The sequence below is a fragment of the Ralstonia sp. VS2407 genome, from assembly GCF_052950655.1.
In genome coordinates this window covers 48,515-65,658 of record NZ_JBRFVG010000010.1, presented here as the reverse complement: position 1 = coordinate 65,658, position 17,144 = coordinate 48,515, and the positions used below count along the sequence as shown (strand labels likewise).

15 protein-coding genes are annotated in these 17,144 nt (G+C 63.8%); 7 read left to right on the top strand and 8 right to left on the bottom strand.

What is annotated here, in order from left to right; genetic code table 11:
* Positions 1–2: 2 nt before the first annotated feature.
* On the top strand, positions 3–1,166 hold the full coding sequence (locus ACU8YE_RS16970; protein ID WP_446929222.1) for a metallophosphoesterase: 1,164 nt from the start codon (positions 3–5) through the stop codon (positions 1,164–1,166).
* A 147-nt stretch (positions 1,167–1,313) separates the two neighbouring features.
* On the opposite strand, the gene recG is transcribed toward ACU8YE_RS16970, so the two are convergent.
* On the bottom strand, positions 1,314–3,461 hold the full coding sequence (gene recG / locus ACU8YE_RS16965) for an ATP-dependent DNA helicase RecG (protein ID WP_446929221.1): 2,148 nt from the start codon (positions 3,459–3,461) through the stop codon (positions 1,314–1,316).
* 132 nt (positions 3,462–3,593) lie between these two features.
* Here recG and queA point away from each other — a divergent pair, with 132 nt between their 5' ends.
* The 5 genes from queA to secF all read left to right on the top strand — a co-directional run bounded on the left by queA (position 3,594) and on the right by secF (position 9,298).
* The gene (gene queA / locus ACU8YE_RS16960) at positions 3,594–4,655 is read left to right on the top strand and encodes a tRNA preQ1(34) S-adenosylmethionine ribosyltransferase-isomerase QueA (protein ID WP_316878612.1); all 1,062 of its coding nucleotides are present in this window, start codon (positions 3,594–3,596) and stop codon (positions 4,653–4,655) included.
* Positions 4,656–4,657: 2 nt separating this feature from the next.
* Positions 4,658–5,809: a tRNA guanosine(34) transglycosylase Tgt gene (tgt, locus tag ACU8YE_RS16955; protein WP_232040973.1), complete on the top strand. Its 1,152-nt coding sequence runs from the start codon at positions 4,658–4,660 to the stop codon at positions 5,807–5,809.
* Positions 5,810–5,915: 106 nt separating this feature from the next.
* On the top strand, positions 5,916–6,248 hold the full coding sequence (yajC, locus tag ACU8YE_RS16950) for a preprotein translocase subunit YajC (RefSeq protein WP_004632835.1): 333 nt from the start codon (positions 5,916–5,918) through the stop codon (positions 6,246–6,248).
* 110 nt (positions 6,249–6,358) lie between these two features.
* Positions 6,359–8,248 carry a protein translocase subunit SecD gene (gene secD, locus ACU8YE_RS16945; protein ID WP_446929220.1) on the top strand — a complete coding sequence of 630 codons (1,890 nt, stop codon included), beginning with the start codon at positions 6,359–6,361 and terminating at the stop codon, positions 8,246–8,248.
* Positions 8,249–8,326: 78 nt separating this feature from the next.
* Positions 8,327–9,298, top strand: a complete 972-nt coding sequence (secF, locus tag ACU8YE_RS16940) for a protein translocase subunit SecF (protein ID WP_232040975.1) — start codon at positions 8,327–8,329, stop codon at positions 9,296–9,298.
* A 104-nt stretch (positions 9,299–9,402) separates the two neighbouring features.
* Here the strand turns inward: secF and ACU8YE_RS16935 are convergent, their stop codons facing one another.
* From ACU8YE_RS16935 to purB, 4 genes are all read right to left on the bottom strand, one after another.
* Positions 9,403–9,999 carry a YceI family protein gene (locus tag ACU8YE_RS16935; RefSeq protein WP_232040976.1) on the bottom strand — a complete coding sequence of 199 codons (597 nt, stop codon included), beginning with the start codon at positions 9,997–9,999 and terminating at the stop codon, positions 9,403–9,405.
* 63 nt (positions 10,000–10,062) lie between these two features.
* Entirely contained in the window at positions 10,063–10,635 is a 573-nt protein-coding gene (locus ACU8YE_RS16930; RefSeq protein WP_232043047.1) for a YceI family protein, read from the bottom strand.
* 96 nt (positions 10,636–10,731) lie between these two features.
* Positions 10,732–11,313 carry a cytochrome b gene (locus ACU8YE_RS16925; RefSeq protein ID WP_232040977.1) on the bottom strand — a complete coding sequence of 194 codons (582 nt, stop codon included), beginning with the start codon at positions 11,311–11,313 and terminating at the stop codon, positions 10,732–10,734.
* A gap of 263 nt (positions 11,314–11,576) precedes the next feature.
* Positions 11,577–12,950: an adenylosuccinate lyase gene (gene purB / locus ACU8YE_RS16920; RefSeq protein WP_322017592.1), complete on the bottom strand. Its 1,374-nt coding sequence runs from the start codon at positions 12,948–12,950 to the stop codon at positions 11,577–11,579.
* A 239-nt stretch (positions 12,951–13,189) separates the two neighbouring features.
* Between purB and ACU8YE_RS16915 the strand changes: the two genes are divergently transcribed.
* Positions 13,190–13,798 carry a glutathione S-transferase gene (locus ACU8YE_RS16915; RefSeq protein ID WP_232040979.1) on the top strand — a complete coding sequence of 203 codons (609 nt, stop codon included), beginning with the start codon at positions 13,190–13,192 and terminating at the stop codon, positions 13,796–13,798.
* A 19-nt stretch (positions 13,799–13,817) separates the two neighbouring features.
* Here the strand turns inward: ACU8YE_RS16915 and ACU8YE_RS16910 are convergent, their stop codons facing one another.
* The 3 genes from ACU8YE_RS16910 to ACU8YE_RS16900 form a co-directional block, all read right to left on the bottom strand.
* Complete coding sequence (locus tag ACU8YE_RS16910; protein WP_446929219.1) at positions 13,818–15,416, bottom strand: FMN-binding glutamate synthase family protein; 1,599 nt, start codon at positions 15,414–15,416, stop codon at positions 13,818–13,820.
* Between the two features lie 90 nt (positions 15,417–15,506).
* Positions 15,507–16,619: a tRNA 2-thiouridine(34) synthase MnmA gene (gene mnmA, locus ACU8YE_RS16905; protein ID WP_260802147.1), complete on the bottom strand. Its 1,113-nt coding sequence runs from the start codon at positions 16,617–16,619 to the stop codon at positions 15,507–15,509.
* Positions 16,616–17,110: an NUDIX hydrolase gene (locus tag ACU8YE_RS16900; protein WP_260802148.1), complete on the bottom strand. Its 495-nt coding sequence runs from the start codon at positions 17,108–17,110 to the stop codon at positions 16,616–16,618. The genes mnmA and ACU8YE_RS16900 overlap by 4 nt, the downstream gene beginning before the upstream one ends.
* Positions 17,111–17,144: the final 34 nt, after the last annotated feature.

The following is a 17,144-nucleotide window of genomic DNA, read 5'->3' as shown; positions in this document are numbered from 1 at the left end:
GCATGAGTGACGAACCTAACGGCAGCCGATCCCTGCCCCGCGGTAGACGCCGCTTCCTGATGACGACGGTCGGGCTCATGGCAGCGCTGCATCTCTACATCGGGTGGCGGCTGCTCCCGGATCTGGGCTGGAATCGCGCAGGCTGGGCTGCAGGCGCCGTCTTCCTGTTCGTATCGACGGTGATGATTCCGACTGGGATGGCTGCGCGCTTCGTGATCCGCCCCATCTCGCTGGCGGATCGCGTGACCTGGTTTGGCGCGTTGCTGATGGGCCTGTTCTCGTCGCTGCTGGTGCTGACGCTGCTGCGCGACGTGGCGCTCATCGTGCTGCCGCAGGCCTATCGGCACGACTCGGCCCTGCTCGTCGTCGGCCTCACCGTGTTGGTGACCGTGATCGGCTATGTCAACGCGCGCCGCATCCCCCGCGTCGCTCGGGTGACGGTGCCCATTGCGGACCTGCCCGCCGCGTTGCACGGCTTCACCATCGCGCAGATCACCGATCTGCATGTCGGCCCCACCATCAAGCACGCGTATGTGGCCGGCGTGGTCGAGCGGCTCAATGCGCTGCAACCGGATGTCGTCGCCGTGACGGGCGATCTGGTGGACGGCGAGGTTGACGTGCTGCGCCCGCATATCGCACCGCTGGCCGGCATGTCGGCTCGGCACGGCGTTTATGCAGTGACGGGCAATCACGAGTACTACTCAGGGGTCGGCCCCTGGGTGTCGGAGTTCGAGCGGCTCGGCATGCGCGTGCTGATGAACGAGCATGCGGTGCTTGAACACAACGGCGCGCCGCTGGTGATCGCGGGCGTAACCGATTTCAGTGCTGGCAAGTTCGACGCTACACACGCGAGCGATCCAACCCGGGCGCTGGCAGGGTCGCCGCCCGGCGTGACGCCCACCATCCTGCTCGCGCATCAACCGCGCAGCGCTGCTGCTGCTGCAGAGGCCGGCTTCGACCTGCAACTGTCGGGGCACACCCATGGCGGCCAGTTCTGGCCATGGAGCCTGTTTGTCCCGCTGCAGCAGCCTTTTACGGCTGGGCTGCACAGGCTGGGGCGCCTGTGGATCTACACCAGCCGTGGCACGGGATATTGGGGGCCGCCCAAGCGGTTCGGCGCGCCGTCGGAGATCACGCTGATAAGGCTCGAGCCGGCCGTGGGCTAAGCCGCAAGCGCGGGCACCCAACGAAGAAAACGCTCAGTTGACGGAGATCACCACCCTACTCGATCAGGCCGGTCATGCGCTGTGCCCGGCCGAGCGCTTGCGCAAGCAGGCTCTGCTGGCGCACTAAAAAGCCGAGCGTCGCGGGCCTTAAACGCGCAGATAGTGCTCGCGCTCGCCCAGCCAGCGCTTGAGATGGGTATCGACGGCTTCGGGAAACCGCGCAAGCATGTCGTCCGCCGCGCCCTGGGCAAACTCGACGAGCCACGCATCGTGGTTCAGATCGGCAAAGCGCAACATCGCTTCGCCCGATTGCCGCGCCCCGAGGAATTCGCCGGGCCCGCGAATCTCCAGATCGCGCCGGGCGATCTCGAAACCATCGGTGGTCTCGCGCATGGTCTGCAGACGCTGCTTGGCCGTCGGCGACAAAGGCGCCTGATACAGCAGCACGCAAACCGATTCCGCCGTGCCGCGCCCCACCCGCCCGCGTAGCTGGTGCAACTGCGCAAGGCCAAAGCGCTCGGCGTGCTCGATCACCATCAACGAGGCATTGGGCACGTCCACACCGACTTCAATGACGGTGGTGGCCACCAGCACGTGCAGCTCGCCGCCGGCAAAGGCGCTCATCACGGCGGCCTTCTCGGCCGAAGGCAGGCGTCCGTGGACGAGGCCTACCTTCAGGCCTTGCAGGCTTTCCGAAAGCGTCTCGAAGGTTTCGACGGCGGTCTGCAGTTGCAGCGCTTCGCTTTCTTCGATCAGCGGGCAAACCCAGTAGACCTGCCGCCCTTCGCGTGCCGCGGCATAGATGCGTTCAATGACTTCGTAGCGGCGCGCATCGTTCACCAGGCGCGTGACGATGGGCGTGCGGCCGGGCGGCAATTCGTCGATGGCAGAGACATCGAGATCGGCGTAATACGTCATCGCCAGCGTGCGCGGGATGGGCGTGGCGGACATCATCAGCTGGTGCGGCACCTGGGCGCGGGCGGCGGGCGCATCGCCATTGCCAGCCTTGCCCCGCAACGCCAGACGTTGCGCCACGCCAAAGCGATGCTGTTCGTCTACCACCGCCAGGCCGAGCCGGGCGAACGTGACCGCATCCTGGATCAGCGCGTGCGTGCCAATCACGAGTTGTGCCGTGCCGGCCGCCGCGCGCGCGGCCGCCTCGTCCTTCTGCTTGCGCTTGAGGCTGCCGGCCAGCCAGACGATGTCCACGCCCAGCGGTTCCAGCCAGGCAGAAAGCTTGCGGTAATGCTGCTCGGCCAGCAGCTCGGTCGGCGCCATCAGGGCGGCCTGCCAGCCGGCATCGATGGCCTGGCAGGCGGCCAGCGCAGCAATGACGGTCTTGCCGCTCCCCACATCGCCCTGCAGCAACCGCTGCATCGGGTACGGGTGCGCAAGGTCGGCGCGAATCTCCTCCCACACGCGGGCCTGCGCGCCGGTCAGCTTGAACGGCAGCGCATTCATGAAGCGCGCGAGCAGCCCCTCCTTGCCGCTGTCGCGCAGGACGGGCGCGTTGCGCATCCGGCGCGCGGCCTGCGCGCGCTTGAGCGACAACTGCTGCGACAGCAGCTCATCAAACTTGATGCGCAGCCACGCCGGGTGCGTGCGTTCGACGAGGCTATGCTCATCGACATCGGGCGTCGGCTGATGCAGCAGGCGCACGGCATCGGCCGGCGCCATCAGTTTGAGCGGTGCGAGCGGGCCAGTGATGAGGCTGTTCGGCAGCGTTTCCGGCAGCGGCGTACGCGTGAGCGCGTTCAGGATCGCCTTGCGCAGATAGGCCTGGGCCACGCCAGCCGTGCTCGGATACACCGGAGTCAGGCGATCAGGCAGCGGTTCATCTTCCGCCACGGCACGCACGGTCGGGTGCACCATCTCTGCGCCGAAGAAGCCGCCGCGTACCTCGCCGCGCACGCGCAGGCGCACACCCTCGGCCATCTGCTTGACCTGGCTGCCGTAGAAATTGAGAAAGCGCAGAACCAGCTCGCCCGAATCATCGGCGATATGCACGACGAGTTGTCGGCGCGGCCGGAACGCCACCTCATTGCGCGTGACGGTGCCCTCTACCTGCGCAGCCCAGCCGGTGTTGGCACGGGCCGTGGCTTCTGCAATGGTCAGCAGCGTGGTTTCATCCTCGTAGCGCATCGGCAGATGCAGGACGAGATCGACATCGCGGTGGAGGCCGAGCTTGGCCAGTTTGTCCGCCGGGCGGACGGTCTTGGCCGCTGCCTTGGCTGGCTTGTCTGCCGGAGCTGCGCGTTTTGGCTTCAGCGCCGGCGCGGTATCAGCGTCGGGCATAGGAGCGGCATCAGTGGCGGAACGGGCGCGAGACGGCACAGGGCGTTTACAATGGCGAACTTTGCGGTTTCGCCCGATTGTACCGGCGCCCGCCACCATCACTTGGCGCAATCCACGTCTGCGCCACTTTTCATGCTGACGCTGTCCGATTTCGATTTCGATCTGCCACCCGAGCTGATCGCACAAACCGCCCTGCCCGACCGCACCGCGAGCCGCCTGCTGGCCGTGTGCCGTGCGGAAGATGCCGTGCATTTTGAAGACCGCCAGTTTGCCGATCTGGTCGATTACCTGCGCCCCGGCGACCTGCTGGTCTTCAACGACACGCGTGTCATCAAGGCACGCTTTTTCGGCCACAAAGCCAGCGGCGGAAAGGTGGAGGTGCTCGTCGAGCGCCTGCTGGACGAACACACGGTGCTGGCGCAGATCCGCTCCAGCAAGTCGCCGGTCGAGGGCACCACGCTGCGCCTGGCCGACGCCTTTGACGTGACGGTCGGCCCACGCGCCGAACCGTTCTTCACGTTGCGTTTTCCGCAGCCAGCGCTGGAGCTGATCGAGCAATACGGCCGCCTGCCGCTGCCACCCTACATCGAGCACGATCCGGACAGCTTTGACGAGACGCGCTACCAGACCGTGTATGCGCGCAATCCGGGCGCCGTCGCGGCACCCACGGCGGGCCTGCATTTCGACGATGCGCTGTTCGCCAAGCTGGACGCCATGGGCATCCAGCGCGGTTTTCTCACGCTGCACGTCGGCGCCGGCACGTTCCAGCCGGTGCGCGTGGAAAACATCGCCGAGCACCGGATGCACAGCGAGTGGTACGAAATTACGCCGGAACTGGCCGAAGCCATCCGCGCCACGCGCGCTGCCGGCGGCCGCATCATCGCGGTCGGCACCACATCGATGCGGGCGCTTGAATCGGCCGCGCAGCCGGACGGCACACTCAATGCCTGCAGCGGCGAGACCGACATTTTCATCACCCCGGGCTACCGTTTCCGCGCCGTCGACCTGCTGGTGACCAACTTCCACCTGCCTAAATCGACGTTGCTGATGCTGGTATCGGCGTTTGCCGGCATGAACGCCATCCGAGACGCCTACCAGCACGCCATTGCGCAGCGCTACCGCTTCTTCAGCTACGGCGACGCCATGCTGCTGACACGCGCTCCCTCCGAACCCGGCGAACCCCAATCGCTCTGATCATGCTCAAGTACGAATTGCTCACCACCGATGGCCTCGCCCGACGCGGCCGCATGACCCTGAACCACGGCGTGGTGGAAACGCCCATCTTCATGCCGGTGGGCACTTATGGCGCAGTCAAGGCGATGTCGCCGGCGGAGCTGAAGGACATCGGCGCGCAGATCATCCTTGGCAACACGTTCCACCTGTGGCTGCGCCCGGGGTTGGAAGTGATGGACGCGCACAAGGGCCTGCACGGCTTCAATGGCTGGGACAAGCCCATCCTGACTGATTCCGGTGGTTTTCAGGTGTTTTCGCTGGGTGATCTGCGCAAGATCACCGAAGAAGGCGTGACGTTCGCATCGCCCATCAACGGCGACAAGCTGTTCCTGTCGCCCGAGATCTCGATGCAGATCCAGCGCCGGTTGAACTCCGACATCGTCATGCAGTTCGACGAATGCACGCCGTACAAGATCGGCGATCGGCCAGCCACCGAGGCTGAAGCCGCCGCGTCGATGCGCATGAGCCTGCGCTGGGCGCAACGCTCACGCAATGAATTCGAACGCGAGAAGAATCCGAACGCACTATTCGCCATCGTCCAGGGCGGCATGTTCGAAAACCTGCGTGATGAATCGCTGGCCGGCTTGCAAGCCATTGACGCCGATGCCGGCGGCGAAGGTTTCGGCGGATACGCCATCGGTGGCCTGTCAGTCGGCGAGCCGAAGGAAGACATGATGCGCGTGCTGCAGCACGTGGCGCCGCGCCTGCCCGCCAACAAGCCGCATTACCTGATGGGCGTCGGTACGCCGGAAGACCTGGTGGCGGGCGTCGCCAGCGGCGTCGACATGTTCGACTGCGTGATGCCGACCCGCAACGCGCGCAACGGCTGGCTCTTCACCCGCTTTGGCGACATCAAGATCAAGAACGCGGTACACCGCAACGATCCGCGCCCGCTGGACGAGACCTGCGGCTGCTACACCTGCAGCAACTTCTCGCGCGCCTACCTGCACCACTTGCAGCGCGTCGGCGAAATCCTGGGTGCCCGCCTGAACACCATCCACAACCTGTATTACTACCTGGAACTGATGGCCGAGATGCGCACCGCCATCGAGTCGCACAGCTTTGCCGCATTCCAGGCGCGCTTTGCCGCAGACCGCGCGCGCGGGGCGCTGTAAAGGCGCCTCACCAGGGCGCTGGACGCGCCCATTTGCCGCAGCATCGCAATGGTAGAATGTCGGGTCCGATTTTTGACCGATTGACGAACCATTACGGAGTTCTGACGTGTTCCTGATTTCCGACGCTTACGCGCAAACTGCACCGGCAGCTGGTGGTGCCGCGGGTGGCCTGATGAGCTTCCTGCCCATCATCCTGATGTTCGTGGTGCTGTGGTTCATCATGATCCGCCCGCAGATGAAGCGCCAGAAAGAAACCAAGGCGATGCTCGAAGCCCTTGCCAAGGGCGACGAAGTCGTCACTGCCGGTGGCATTCTGGGCAAGGTGAGCAAGGTGGCTGAGCAGTACGTCACCGTGGAAATCGCTGCCAACACCGAAATCACTGTTCAGAAGAGCGCCGTGACGACCGTGCTGCCCAAGGGCACGCTCAAGGCACTGTAATCGGCCCATCCTGGCGCCGCGCACGATTGCGCCGGCGCCGGAACCCCAGGCAGCGCCTATTCTAAGAATCCGCGCCCGCGCCCCTCGGCGTCGCCTCTCTGCATTCCAAGATGAATCGCTATCCGCTCTGGAAATACATTGTGATCCTGGTGGCGCTTGCCATTGGGTTCATCTACACGCTGCCGAACTTCTTCGGTGAGGCGCCTGCTGTACAGGTGTCTTCGGGCAAGGCCACCGTCAAGGTCGACCTGAACGTGCAAAAGCAGGTCGAGAGCCTACTGGCTGCGGCCAGCATTCAGCCCGACGGCGTGTTCTTCGACAACAACGGGACATCCGCCAGCGTGCGCGTGCGCTTTGCCGACACCGACACGCAGCTCAAGGCCAAGGATGTCCTGGCCCGCGGCCTGAACACTGATCAAGCCGATCCGACCTACATCGTGGCGCTGAACCTCCTGCCGGGCTCGCCGCGCTGGTTGAGTGGCGCGCCGTTCTTTGCTAAACCGATGTTCCTGGGCCTCGATTTGCGCGGTGGCGTGCACTTCCTGCTGCAGGTCGACATGAACGGCGCCGTGACGAAGAAGCTCGACTCGCTGGCCGGGGACATCCGCACGCAACTGCGTGACAAGGGCATCCGCCACAGCGGCATCGACCGCAACAGCAACGCGATCACGATCAAGTTCAGCAACCCGGATGACGCCGAGCGCGCCCGCGGTCTGCTGGCCGACTCGACCCGCGAACTGGCCTACACCGTGGACAAGAGCGCCGACGGCGCCACGCTCACCGGTACCTTCACCGCCGCTGCGATGAAGGAAGTGCAGGACAACGCGGTCAAGCAGAACATCGTCACGCTGCATAACCGGGTGAATGAACTGGGCGTGGCTGAACCTGTGATCCAGCAGCAGGGCCCGGACCGCATCGTCGTGCAACTGCCCGGCGTGCAGGATACGGCCAAGGCCAAGGACATCATCGGCCGCACCGCGACGCTGGAAGCGCGCCTGGCCGATCCGAACGCGCCGCTCGCCCCGCGTGCCGGGGATCCGGTGCCGCTGGGCGACGAGCTGTTCACGCAAGGCCGCAGCGCCCCGGTGCTGCTGCAAAAGCAGGTGATCTTCACGGGTGACCGCATTACCAGCGCCTCGGCCGGCTTCGACCAGAACCACAACTCGTCGGTCGACATCACGCTCGACGGCCAGGGCGGCCGCATGCTGCGCGATGTCTCGCGTGACAACATCGGCAAGCGCATGGGCATCGTGCTCTTTGAAAAGGGCAAGGGCGAAGTGCTGACGGTGGCGACCATCCAGTCCGAACTGGGCTCGCGCTTCCAGATCACCGGCATGGGCTCGACCGAGGCGGCTTCCGACTTGGCGCTGCTGCTGCGCGCAGGCTCGCTGGCAGCGCCGATGGAGATCATCGAAGAGCGCACCATCGGCCCATCGCTGGGTGCCGACAACATCAAGAAGGGCTTCGATTCGGCGCTGTACGGCTTCCTCGCCATCTCGGGGTTCATGGTGCTGTACTACATGCTGTTCGGTGCGTTCTCGGTGGCGGCCCTGGGCGTCAACGTGTTCCTGCTGATCGCCCTGCTTTCCATGCTGCAGGCCACGCTCACGCTGCCGGGTATCGCGGCAATCGCGCTGGCGCTCGGTATGGCCATTGACGCCAACGTGCTGATCAACGAACGCGTGCGTGAAGAGCTGCGCAGCGGCGCATCGGCACAGATGGCGATTGCCGCCGGTTTTGACCGCGCCTGGGCGACCATCCTCGATTCGAACGTCACCACGCTCATCGCTGGTCTGGCGCTGATTGCCTTTGGTTCCGGCCCGGTGCGTGGCTTCGCGATCGTGCACTGCCTGGGGATCGGCACGTCCATGTTCTCGGCGGTGTTCTTCAACCGCGGTCTCGTGAACCTCTGGTACGGCCGCAAGAAGAAGCTGCAGAGCGTCGCCATCGGGCAGGTGTGGAAGCCGGGCAATACGAACACGCAATCGCCCGCCAAGTAATCACGCCACCCACAACGAATCTCGCATAACCGGCACCGCCCCCGGCATTACAGGGGCGGTCGCCACAAAGGGCAGACCATGGAGTTTTTCCGCATCCGCCGCGACATTCCGTTCATGAAGCACGCGTTGATCCTCAACGCGCTGTCGTTCCTGACGTTTATCGCCGCTGTCTTCTTCCTGTTCCACAAGGGGCTGCACCTGTCGGTGGAGTTCACTGGCGGTACGGTGATGGAAGTCGCTTACACCCAGGCCGCCGATCTACCGAAGATCCGCGGTGACGTTGAAAAGCTCGGCTATGCCGACGCCCAGGTGCAGAACTTCGGCACCTCGCGCGACGTGATGATCCGCCTGCCGCTCAAGAACGGTCCGGACGGCAAGCCCATCGCCTCGGCCGTGCAAAGCCAACAGGTGATGACGGCCTTGAATGCCGCCAACCCTGACGCCAAGCTGCAGCGTGTCGAGTTCGTCGGCCCGCAGGTCGGCAAGGAGCTGGCCACGGACGGCCTGCTGGCGCTGCTGTTCGTGGTGATCGGCATCGTGATCTACCTGTCGATCCGCTTCGAGTGGAAGTTTGCCGTGGCGGGCGTGATCGCCAACCTGCACGACGTCGTGATCATCCTGGGCTTCTTCGCCTTCTTCCAGTGGGAGTTCTCACTGTCGGTGCTGGCGGGGGTGCTGGCGGTGCTGGGCTATTCGGTCAACGAATCCGTGGTGATTTTCGACCGGATCCGCGAAGCGTTCCGCAAGTACCGCAAGATGAATACGCACGAGGTCATCGATCACGCGATTACCAGCACCATCTCGCGAACGATCATCACCCACGGCTCGACCGAAATGATGGTGGTGTCGATGCTGGTGTTCGGCGGCCCGACGCTGCACTACTTCGCTCTGGCCCTGACGATCGGTATTCTGTTCGGCATCTACTCTTCGGTGTTTGTGGCAGCCGCGCTGTGCATGTGGCTGGGCGTCAAGCGCGAAGACCTGGTCAAGTCTGAAAAGAAGGCCGGCGGCCCGAAAGAAGACGATCCCAACTTCGGCGCGCAGGTCTGAAGAGACCGCTCCGCACTGCCCGGAGGACTCATTCTTCGGGCAACAAAAAAGCCCCGCAACTGCGGGGCTTTTTCTTTGGCTGTGAGCTGTGACGTTTGCCAGGCTTATTGCTGCGCTACGCTGGCGTCTTGCTTGATGCCTTCCACCTGGATCTTGAGCTTGGTTTCCATGTTGAAACCGTAGGCCTTGCCGTAGTCGACGCCGAAGTCGTCGCGCTTGAACTTCATTTCGGCATCGGCGCCGCAGACTTCACGCTTGAGCATCGGATGCTGCATGCACTTGAACGCGTCGATTTCCAGCTTAGCCGGCTTGGTCACGCCGTGCAGCGTCAACTGGCCTTCGGCTTCGGTCGGCACGTCGCCCTTGAACTTCGTGAAGTTGCCCTTGAACGTGGCGGTCGGGTACTTGGCCACGTCGAAAATCTCGGCGCTCTTGGCGTGCTCGTTCATCTTGGCGAGACCGAAGTCGATGCTGTCGGTCTGCACGGTCACGTCAATGCTGCCGGTCTTGGCGGCGCGATCCAGCGTCACGGTGCCGCTGGACTTCTCGAACTTGCCGCGCCACTTCGACAGACCGCCCATGTGGTCCGCTTCGAAGCTCGGGTAGGTGTGGCTCGGATCCAGCTGGTACGTGGCCGGTGCAGCAAAGGCGGCAGTGGCAGCAAAGGCCGACAGTGCGGCAACGAGGGTACGCAATTTCATGAGAACTCCTGCGGAATAAAAGCGGCACACGGGGGCCGAAAAACGTTGGATTGAGACTTCTGGTTACTTCTTGGCGATGACAACGCGGAACTTGATCGTCACGTCGTCCGAGACGACCGACGTATCCTTCCACTCACCATCACCCACCTTGAATACGTTGCGCTTGACCGGCAGCGCACCTTCAAAGATCTGATTGGCGCCTTCCTGCTTGAACGTCACGGGTGCCGTCACGTCCTGCGTGATGCCCTTGATGGTCAGCTTGCCGACCACATCCACCTTGCCACCCGCGCCGGGCTTGAACGCGGACGACACGAACGTTGCCTTCGGATACTTGGCCGTGTCGAACCAATCCTTCTTCTTCAGTTCGTCGTTGTATTCCTTGCTGCCCACGTCGACGCTGGTGACATCGATGTCGACCTTGGCCGTCGATGCAGCCAGGTTGGCCGGGTTGTAATTGACGGCGGCGTCGAACTTGCCGAACTTGATGTCCATCGGCACACCGAGCTGCTTGCCGGTGGCGGTGACGCTGCTCTTGGCGGCATCCACCTGGGCGATGGCCGATACCGATACGGCAGCGATCGACAGCGCGCCGGCAGCAACCAGGGCAATGGCGCGGGGGCGCACAAAACGTTTCATCATCAGACTCCTTCGGTCAGGCCGGGTCATGCCGGCAGTCTTGGTCAGGATGGAAAGGCAGAGCGCCGGCACACCGTGCAGCGGCGCGTTTGGAGATCAGCGGAGGAAAGGCGCCATGCGGCGCAGCGTGCCGTCACGATCGACGACGTGGTGCTTGAGCGCAGCCAGAATGTGCAGCACGACGATGGCCGCCATGCTCCAGTTCAGCCATTCGTGCGCCATGCTGAAGATGTCCTTCAGCGCATCGCTCTTGTCGAATGGCATCGGCAGTTCCCACAGGCCGAGATAGACGACCTTGACGCCGGCTGCGACGCTCAGCAGATAACCGGTCAACGGCACAGCAAGAATCAGCAGATACAGCCCGACGTGTGCGGCTTCCGCGGCAGCGTGCTGCCACTTCGGCATGCCCGGCACGGGCCCTGGGGCGGGGTGCGTCAGGCGCCACAGCACACGGAGCACCGCAAAGATCAGCACAGTGATGCCGATCCACTTGTGGTACGAGAACAGCTTCAGCTTGGTGGGCGTAAAGCCGGGGATATCGGTCATGTACAGACCGAGCCCAAAGGCCGCGAAGATCAGCAGAGCGACGATCCAGTGCATCGCAATCGCGGGTTTGGCATAGGCGCCGTGGTCAGCGGCGCCGCGCATGGCGAGATTCGAGTGGGCGGCTTGTGACATCGGTTCCCTCGGTATTTTGGAGCGCTCAGTAGGCGGCGCCTGTGGGTATGACCACGACGCCAAACGATTGTGCATTATTTGCGCGATCCGACCGGCCAAGGCAGCCCTAAGTTCATCAAGAAATTCAAATTTTTTGATTGACCAGGCACATCAATGCGAGCGGCTGGGTAAAAGGTTCTTCGGAAGCCACCAAGCAAAACGGCCCGCCCCCGGATTCGAGAGCGGGCCGTTCTTCACACGGCACCACCAAATTTTTGAAACAATCAGGCGATACGGCGTGCCAGTTCTTCCGCCTTGCCGATGTAGCTACCGGGGGTCATGTCGAGCAGCAGCTTGCGGGCGTCTTCGGGAATCGCCAGCGTGCCGATGAACTCACGCAGCGCCTCGCGCGAAATGCCCTTGCCGCGCGTCAGTTCCTTGAGCTGCTCGTACGGATTGGCGATGCCGTAGCGGCGCATCACGGTCTGCACCGGCTCGGCCAGCACTTCCCAGCAGGCGTCCAGGTCTTCGGCCAAGCGGGCCGGGTTGGTTTCCAACTTGCCCAAACCGCGCAGGCACGCGTCGTAGGCCAGCAGGCTATAGCCGAAGGCCACGCCGATGTTGCGCAGCACGGTCGAATCGGTCAGGTCACGCTGCCAACGCGACACGGGCAGCTTTTCCGACAGATGACGCAGCACCGCGTTGGCCAGGCCGACGTTGCCTTCAGAATTTTCGAAGTCGATCGGGTTGACCTTGTGCGGCATGGTCGACGAGCCGATCTCGCCGGCCTTGGTCTTCTGCTTGAAGTAGCCCTGCGAGATGTAGCCCCAGACGTCGCGGTCCAGATCCAGGATGATCGTGTTGGCGCGCGCCACGGCGTCGAACAGCTCGGCCATGTAGTCGTGCGGTTCGATCTGGATCGTGTACGGGTTGAACGTCAGGCCCAGACGGGTCTCGATCACGTTCTTCGAGAAGGCTTCCCAGTCGAGCGACGGATACGCCGACAGATGCGCGTTGTAGTTGCCCACGGCGCCGTTCATCTTGCCCAGCAGCTCCACGGCTTCGATGCGGCGGATGGCGCGGTCCAGGCGGGCGGCCACGTTGGCCATTTCCTTGCCCAGCGTGGTCGGGCTGGCCGGCTGGCCATGCGTGCGCGAGAGCATCGGCACATCGGCGTTGGCGTGGGCAAGTTCCACCAGGCGCGCCTGCACACGGCGCAGCGTCGGCACGATCACGGTGTCGCGCGCGCCCTTGAGCATCATCCCGTGCGAGGTGTTGTTGATGTCTTCCGACGTGCAGGCGAAGTGGATGAACTCGCTGGCGGCTTCCAGCTCGGCGTTGCCGCGCGCGCGCTCCTTCATCCAGTATTCGACGGCCTTCACGTCATGGTTGGTGACGGCTTCGATCTCTTTGATGCGGGCGGCGTCTGCCTCGGCAAAGTTTTCGACCAGGGCCAACAGGGCGCCCTCGGCGGCCGCCGAGAAACGCGGGATCTCGGCCAGGCCGGCCTGCGACAGGGCGATCAACCAGTGCACCTCCACCTTCACGCGATTGCGCATGAAAGCGGCTTCCGACAGCCACTCGCGCAGCGGATCGGCCTTGGCAGCGTAGCGGCCATCGATGGGAGACAGAGCGGTCAGGGCAGAAAGCGACGACATGGCAGGCGGGAAAAAATGTGAAGGGAATCTCAATCCGGACAACCCGGACGCGGCGTTGCGCGTTGAACCAAGGTGCATATGCGCACCCAAGCGAGCCCGCGATTTTACCACCCGGCACCTGTCTTTCACGGCCAATCCGGCCTAAGGCAAGCCTCCGTTTGGTTGAGTTGGGTTCAGGCGCCGCGCAGCGCACTCGGGAAAGTGCGCAGCTATACTTCGGCCTCCAACATGACATGCCTATGAAACTGATCGGATCGCACGCCAGCCCGTACACCCGCAAGGTGCGCGTCGTCCTGGCTGAAAAGAAAATCGACTACCAGTTCGTGCTGGAAGACGTGTGGAGCGCAAGTACGCAGATCCACCAGTTCAACCCGCTGGGCAAGGTGCCCTGCCTGGTGATGGACGACGGCGGCGCTCTCTTCGACTCGCGCGTGATTGCGGAATACGCCGATACGCTGTCGCCGGTGGCGCGCCTCATTCCGCCCTCCAGCCGCGAACGCGTGGAAGTGCGCTGCTGGGAGGCGCTGGCCGACGGCCTGCTCGACGCGGCGCTCATGCTGCGCATCGAACATACGCAGCGCACGCCGGAACAGCGCAGCGAAACGTGGCTCGCGCGCCAGACCCACAAGATCGATCAGGCACTGCAAGCCATGTCGCAAGGCCTGGCTGACAAGACCTGGTGCAACGGCAATCACCTGACGCTGGCCGACATCGCCGTCGGCTGCGCGCTTGCCTACCTGGATTTCCGCCAACCGCAGATCGACTGGCGCGAACGTCACGCCAACCTGGCGACGTTCTACGCGCGCATTGAAAAGCGGCCGAGTTTCATGGAAACCCAGCCGCAGTAACAACAGAAACTCCCGGGCCTTACACGGCCACCGGATCAAACCGCTCGGCCTGGGCCATCGGCCAGTAGCGTTCGTACAGCTGAAAGCGATACCGCCCGGCGAGCAGGTCGCCGGGTTCCAAGTACTTGAGCAGCGCGGAAAGCAACTGCACCTCGTTGCCCGACACGCGCCGCACGATGTGGTGCGCACGGAAATCCGCCGGATGCTGCAAGCCTGCGGCCTGCGTCAGCTCCAGCAGCGCGTGCATCGTGTGTGCGTGATATTGATGCACGCGCTCGGCCTTGTCGGGCACCACAAGCGCCTTCTGCCGAGACGGATCTTGCGTTGCTACGCCAGTCGGGCAGCGGTCGGTGTGGCACTTCTGCGCCTGGATGCAACCGAGCGCAAACATGAAGCCGCGCGCAGCGTTGCACCAGTCGGCACCCATCGCCAGCGTGCGGGCCACGTCGAACGCCGTGACGATCTTGCCCGACGCGCCAATCTTGATCTTGTCGCGCAGGTTGGTGCCGACCAGCGTGTTGTGCACCAGCAGCAGTCCCTCCTGCAGCGGCGTGCCGACGTGGTCTGTGAATTCGAGCGGTGCCGCGCCCGTGCCGCCCTCCGCGCCGTCAACGACGATGAAGTCCGGCAAGATGCCCGACTCGAGCATCGCTTTGACGATGCCGAAGAACTCCCACGGATGCCCGATGCAGAGCTTGAAGCCAGTGGGCTTGCCGCCGGATAGCGTGCGCAGCCGGTCCACAAACTGCAGCAAACCCAGCGGCGTGCTGAACTCCGAATGCGCGGCGGGCGAAATGCAGTCCTTGCCGATCTGAATGCCGCGCGTGGCCGCAATCTCGGGCGTCACCTTGGCGGCAGGCAAGACGCCACCGTGGCCCGGCTTGGCGCCCTGCGACAGCTTCACCTCGATCATCTTCACCTGCGGGCTGCGCGCCTGTTCGGCAAAGCGGTCCGGATCAAACCGGCCATTGGCGTCGCGGCAGCCGAAGTAGCCGGAGGCGACTTCCCAAATCAGGTCGCCGCCTTCTTCACGGTGGTATGGCGAGATCGATCCCTCGCCGGTGTCATGGATGAAGTTGCCGAGCCTCGCGCCACGGTTGAGCGCGCGAATGGCATTGCCCGATAGCGCCCCGAAGCTCATCGCCGAGATGTTGAACACCGACATCGAATACGGCTTGGCGCGGCCCTCGCCCACCATCACGCGAAAGTCCGACGAGGCAATGCGCGTGGGCGCCAGCGAGTGGCCGATCCATTCGTGCCCCGCCACCTTCACATCGACTTCGGTACCAAACGGACGGCTATCGACTTCGCCCTTGGCGCGCTGATACACGATGCTGCGCTGGGCGCGCGAGAACGGTTTTTCGTCGGTGTCGTCTTCAACGAAATACTGGCGGATTTCCGGACGAATGAACTCGAACAGGAAGCGGAAATGGCCCCAGAGTGGGTAGTTGCGCAGCACCGAGTGGCGCGTCTGCGTGATGTCGTGCACGCCCAGGATGACGAACATGCCCGGAATGACCGCGCACACCCAATGCAGACGCCCTGCTACCGCATACCCCGCGGTGACGGCAAACAACAGCACAACGCCCGCGAAGGCCCAGTAGCGACGTGGCAGCATGACCAACCCTGTGTGAGACAAATCAGGGCGCAAGCTTAAACGAGTGCTGCAACAGCCGCAGCCAGCACAACGCAGTGTTGCAAAAACCGATCAGGCGACCGCTTTTTCCACGACAGCCGGTTCAGCCGCCGAAATAATGCCGCCGCCCAGGCAGATCTCACCCTCATACAGCACAGCGGATTGACCCGGCGTAACCGCCCACTGCGCCTCGGGGAAGGTCAGCGTGAGCGCGCCATCGGCGGCGCGTTCGACCGTGCAAGGTGCATCCGCCTGGCGGTAACGCGTCTTGGCGCCAAGATGGGTGCCTTCGGCGGGCGCGTGGCCGGCCACCCAGCTCAGATCATCGGCGTGCACGGTGTGCGCGAGCAGCCACGGGTGGTCATGACCCTGCACCACGTACAACGTGTTGGCCGCCATGTCCTTGCGCGCCACGTACCAGGCGTCGCCGTTACCGTCGCGGCTGCCGCCGATGCCGATGCCCTTGCGCTGTCCCAATGTGTAGAACGCCAGGCCGATGTGCTCGCCGATGGTCTTGCCGTCCGGCGTCTTGATCGGACCGGGCTTGGTCGGCAGGTAGCGGTTGAGAAAATCGCGGAACGGCCGCTCACCAATAAAGCAGATGCCGGTGGAATCCTTCTTCTTGGCGTTGGGCAGGCCAATCTCGGCGGCAATCTCACGCACCTTCGTCTTCGGCATCTCGCCCAGCGGGAAGAGCGTGCGCGAGAGCTGTGCCTGGTTCAGCCGGTGCAGGAAATAGCTCTGGTCTTTCGTGTGGTCGAACGCCTTGAGGAGTTCGAAGCGGCCGTCAACCTCGCGCACGCGGGCGTAGTGCCCGGTCGCGATCGTGTCGGCGCCAAGGGCCATCGCGTGATCTAGGAAGGCCTTGAACTTGATCTCTGCGTTGCACAGCACGTCGGGATTGGGCGTGCGGCCGGCCGAATATTCGCGCAGGAAGTCCGCAAATACGCGGTCCTTGTACTCGGCGGCAAAGTTGACAGCTTCCACGTCGACGCCGATCAGGTCGGCCACCGATACCACGTCGATCCAGTCCTGTCGGGTCGAGCAGTACTCGCTGTCGTCATCGTCTTCCCAGTTCTTCATGAACAGGCCGACAACGTCGTAGCCCTGCTGTTTGAGCAGCCACGCCGTGACGGACGAATCCACCCCGCCGGACATCCCGACGACGATGCGCTTCTTGCTCATGGCTGCCCTCCCAGCCCGTACACACTGGCGTGCGTGTGGATGACGTCGAGCGGATAGCGCTTGCCGGCCAGGTAGTCTTCCACGCAGGCGAGCAGCAGCGGGCTGCGATGGCGCTCGCGGCTGGCGCGGATTTCATCCGGCGTCATCCACACGGTGCGGACGATGCCGTCGTCCAGCGTGCGGCGCGGGTCTTGGGGGCCAAGCTCGCCAGTAAATGCCATCCGCACATAGGTGATCGGATCCCCCTGCGGCGGTTGGAACTGCGCCATGTAGCAGCCCAGGAGGGCGGTCGGCACAAAGCTGTACGCGGTTTCTTCCATCGCCTCGCGCGCGACGGCGTCGACCAGGCTTTCGTCCGGGTCGAGATGGCCGGCAGGCTGGTTCAGACGCAAGCCGACATCGGTGTGCTCCTCAACCAGCAGAAAACGCCCCTCTTGTTCGATGACGGCGGCAACGGTAACACTGGGTTTCCAGCGGACAGCTTGGTTCATGGCAAAAAGGCAACAAAAACAAGGCGTTATTGTA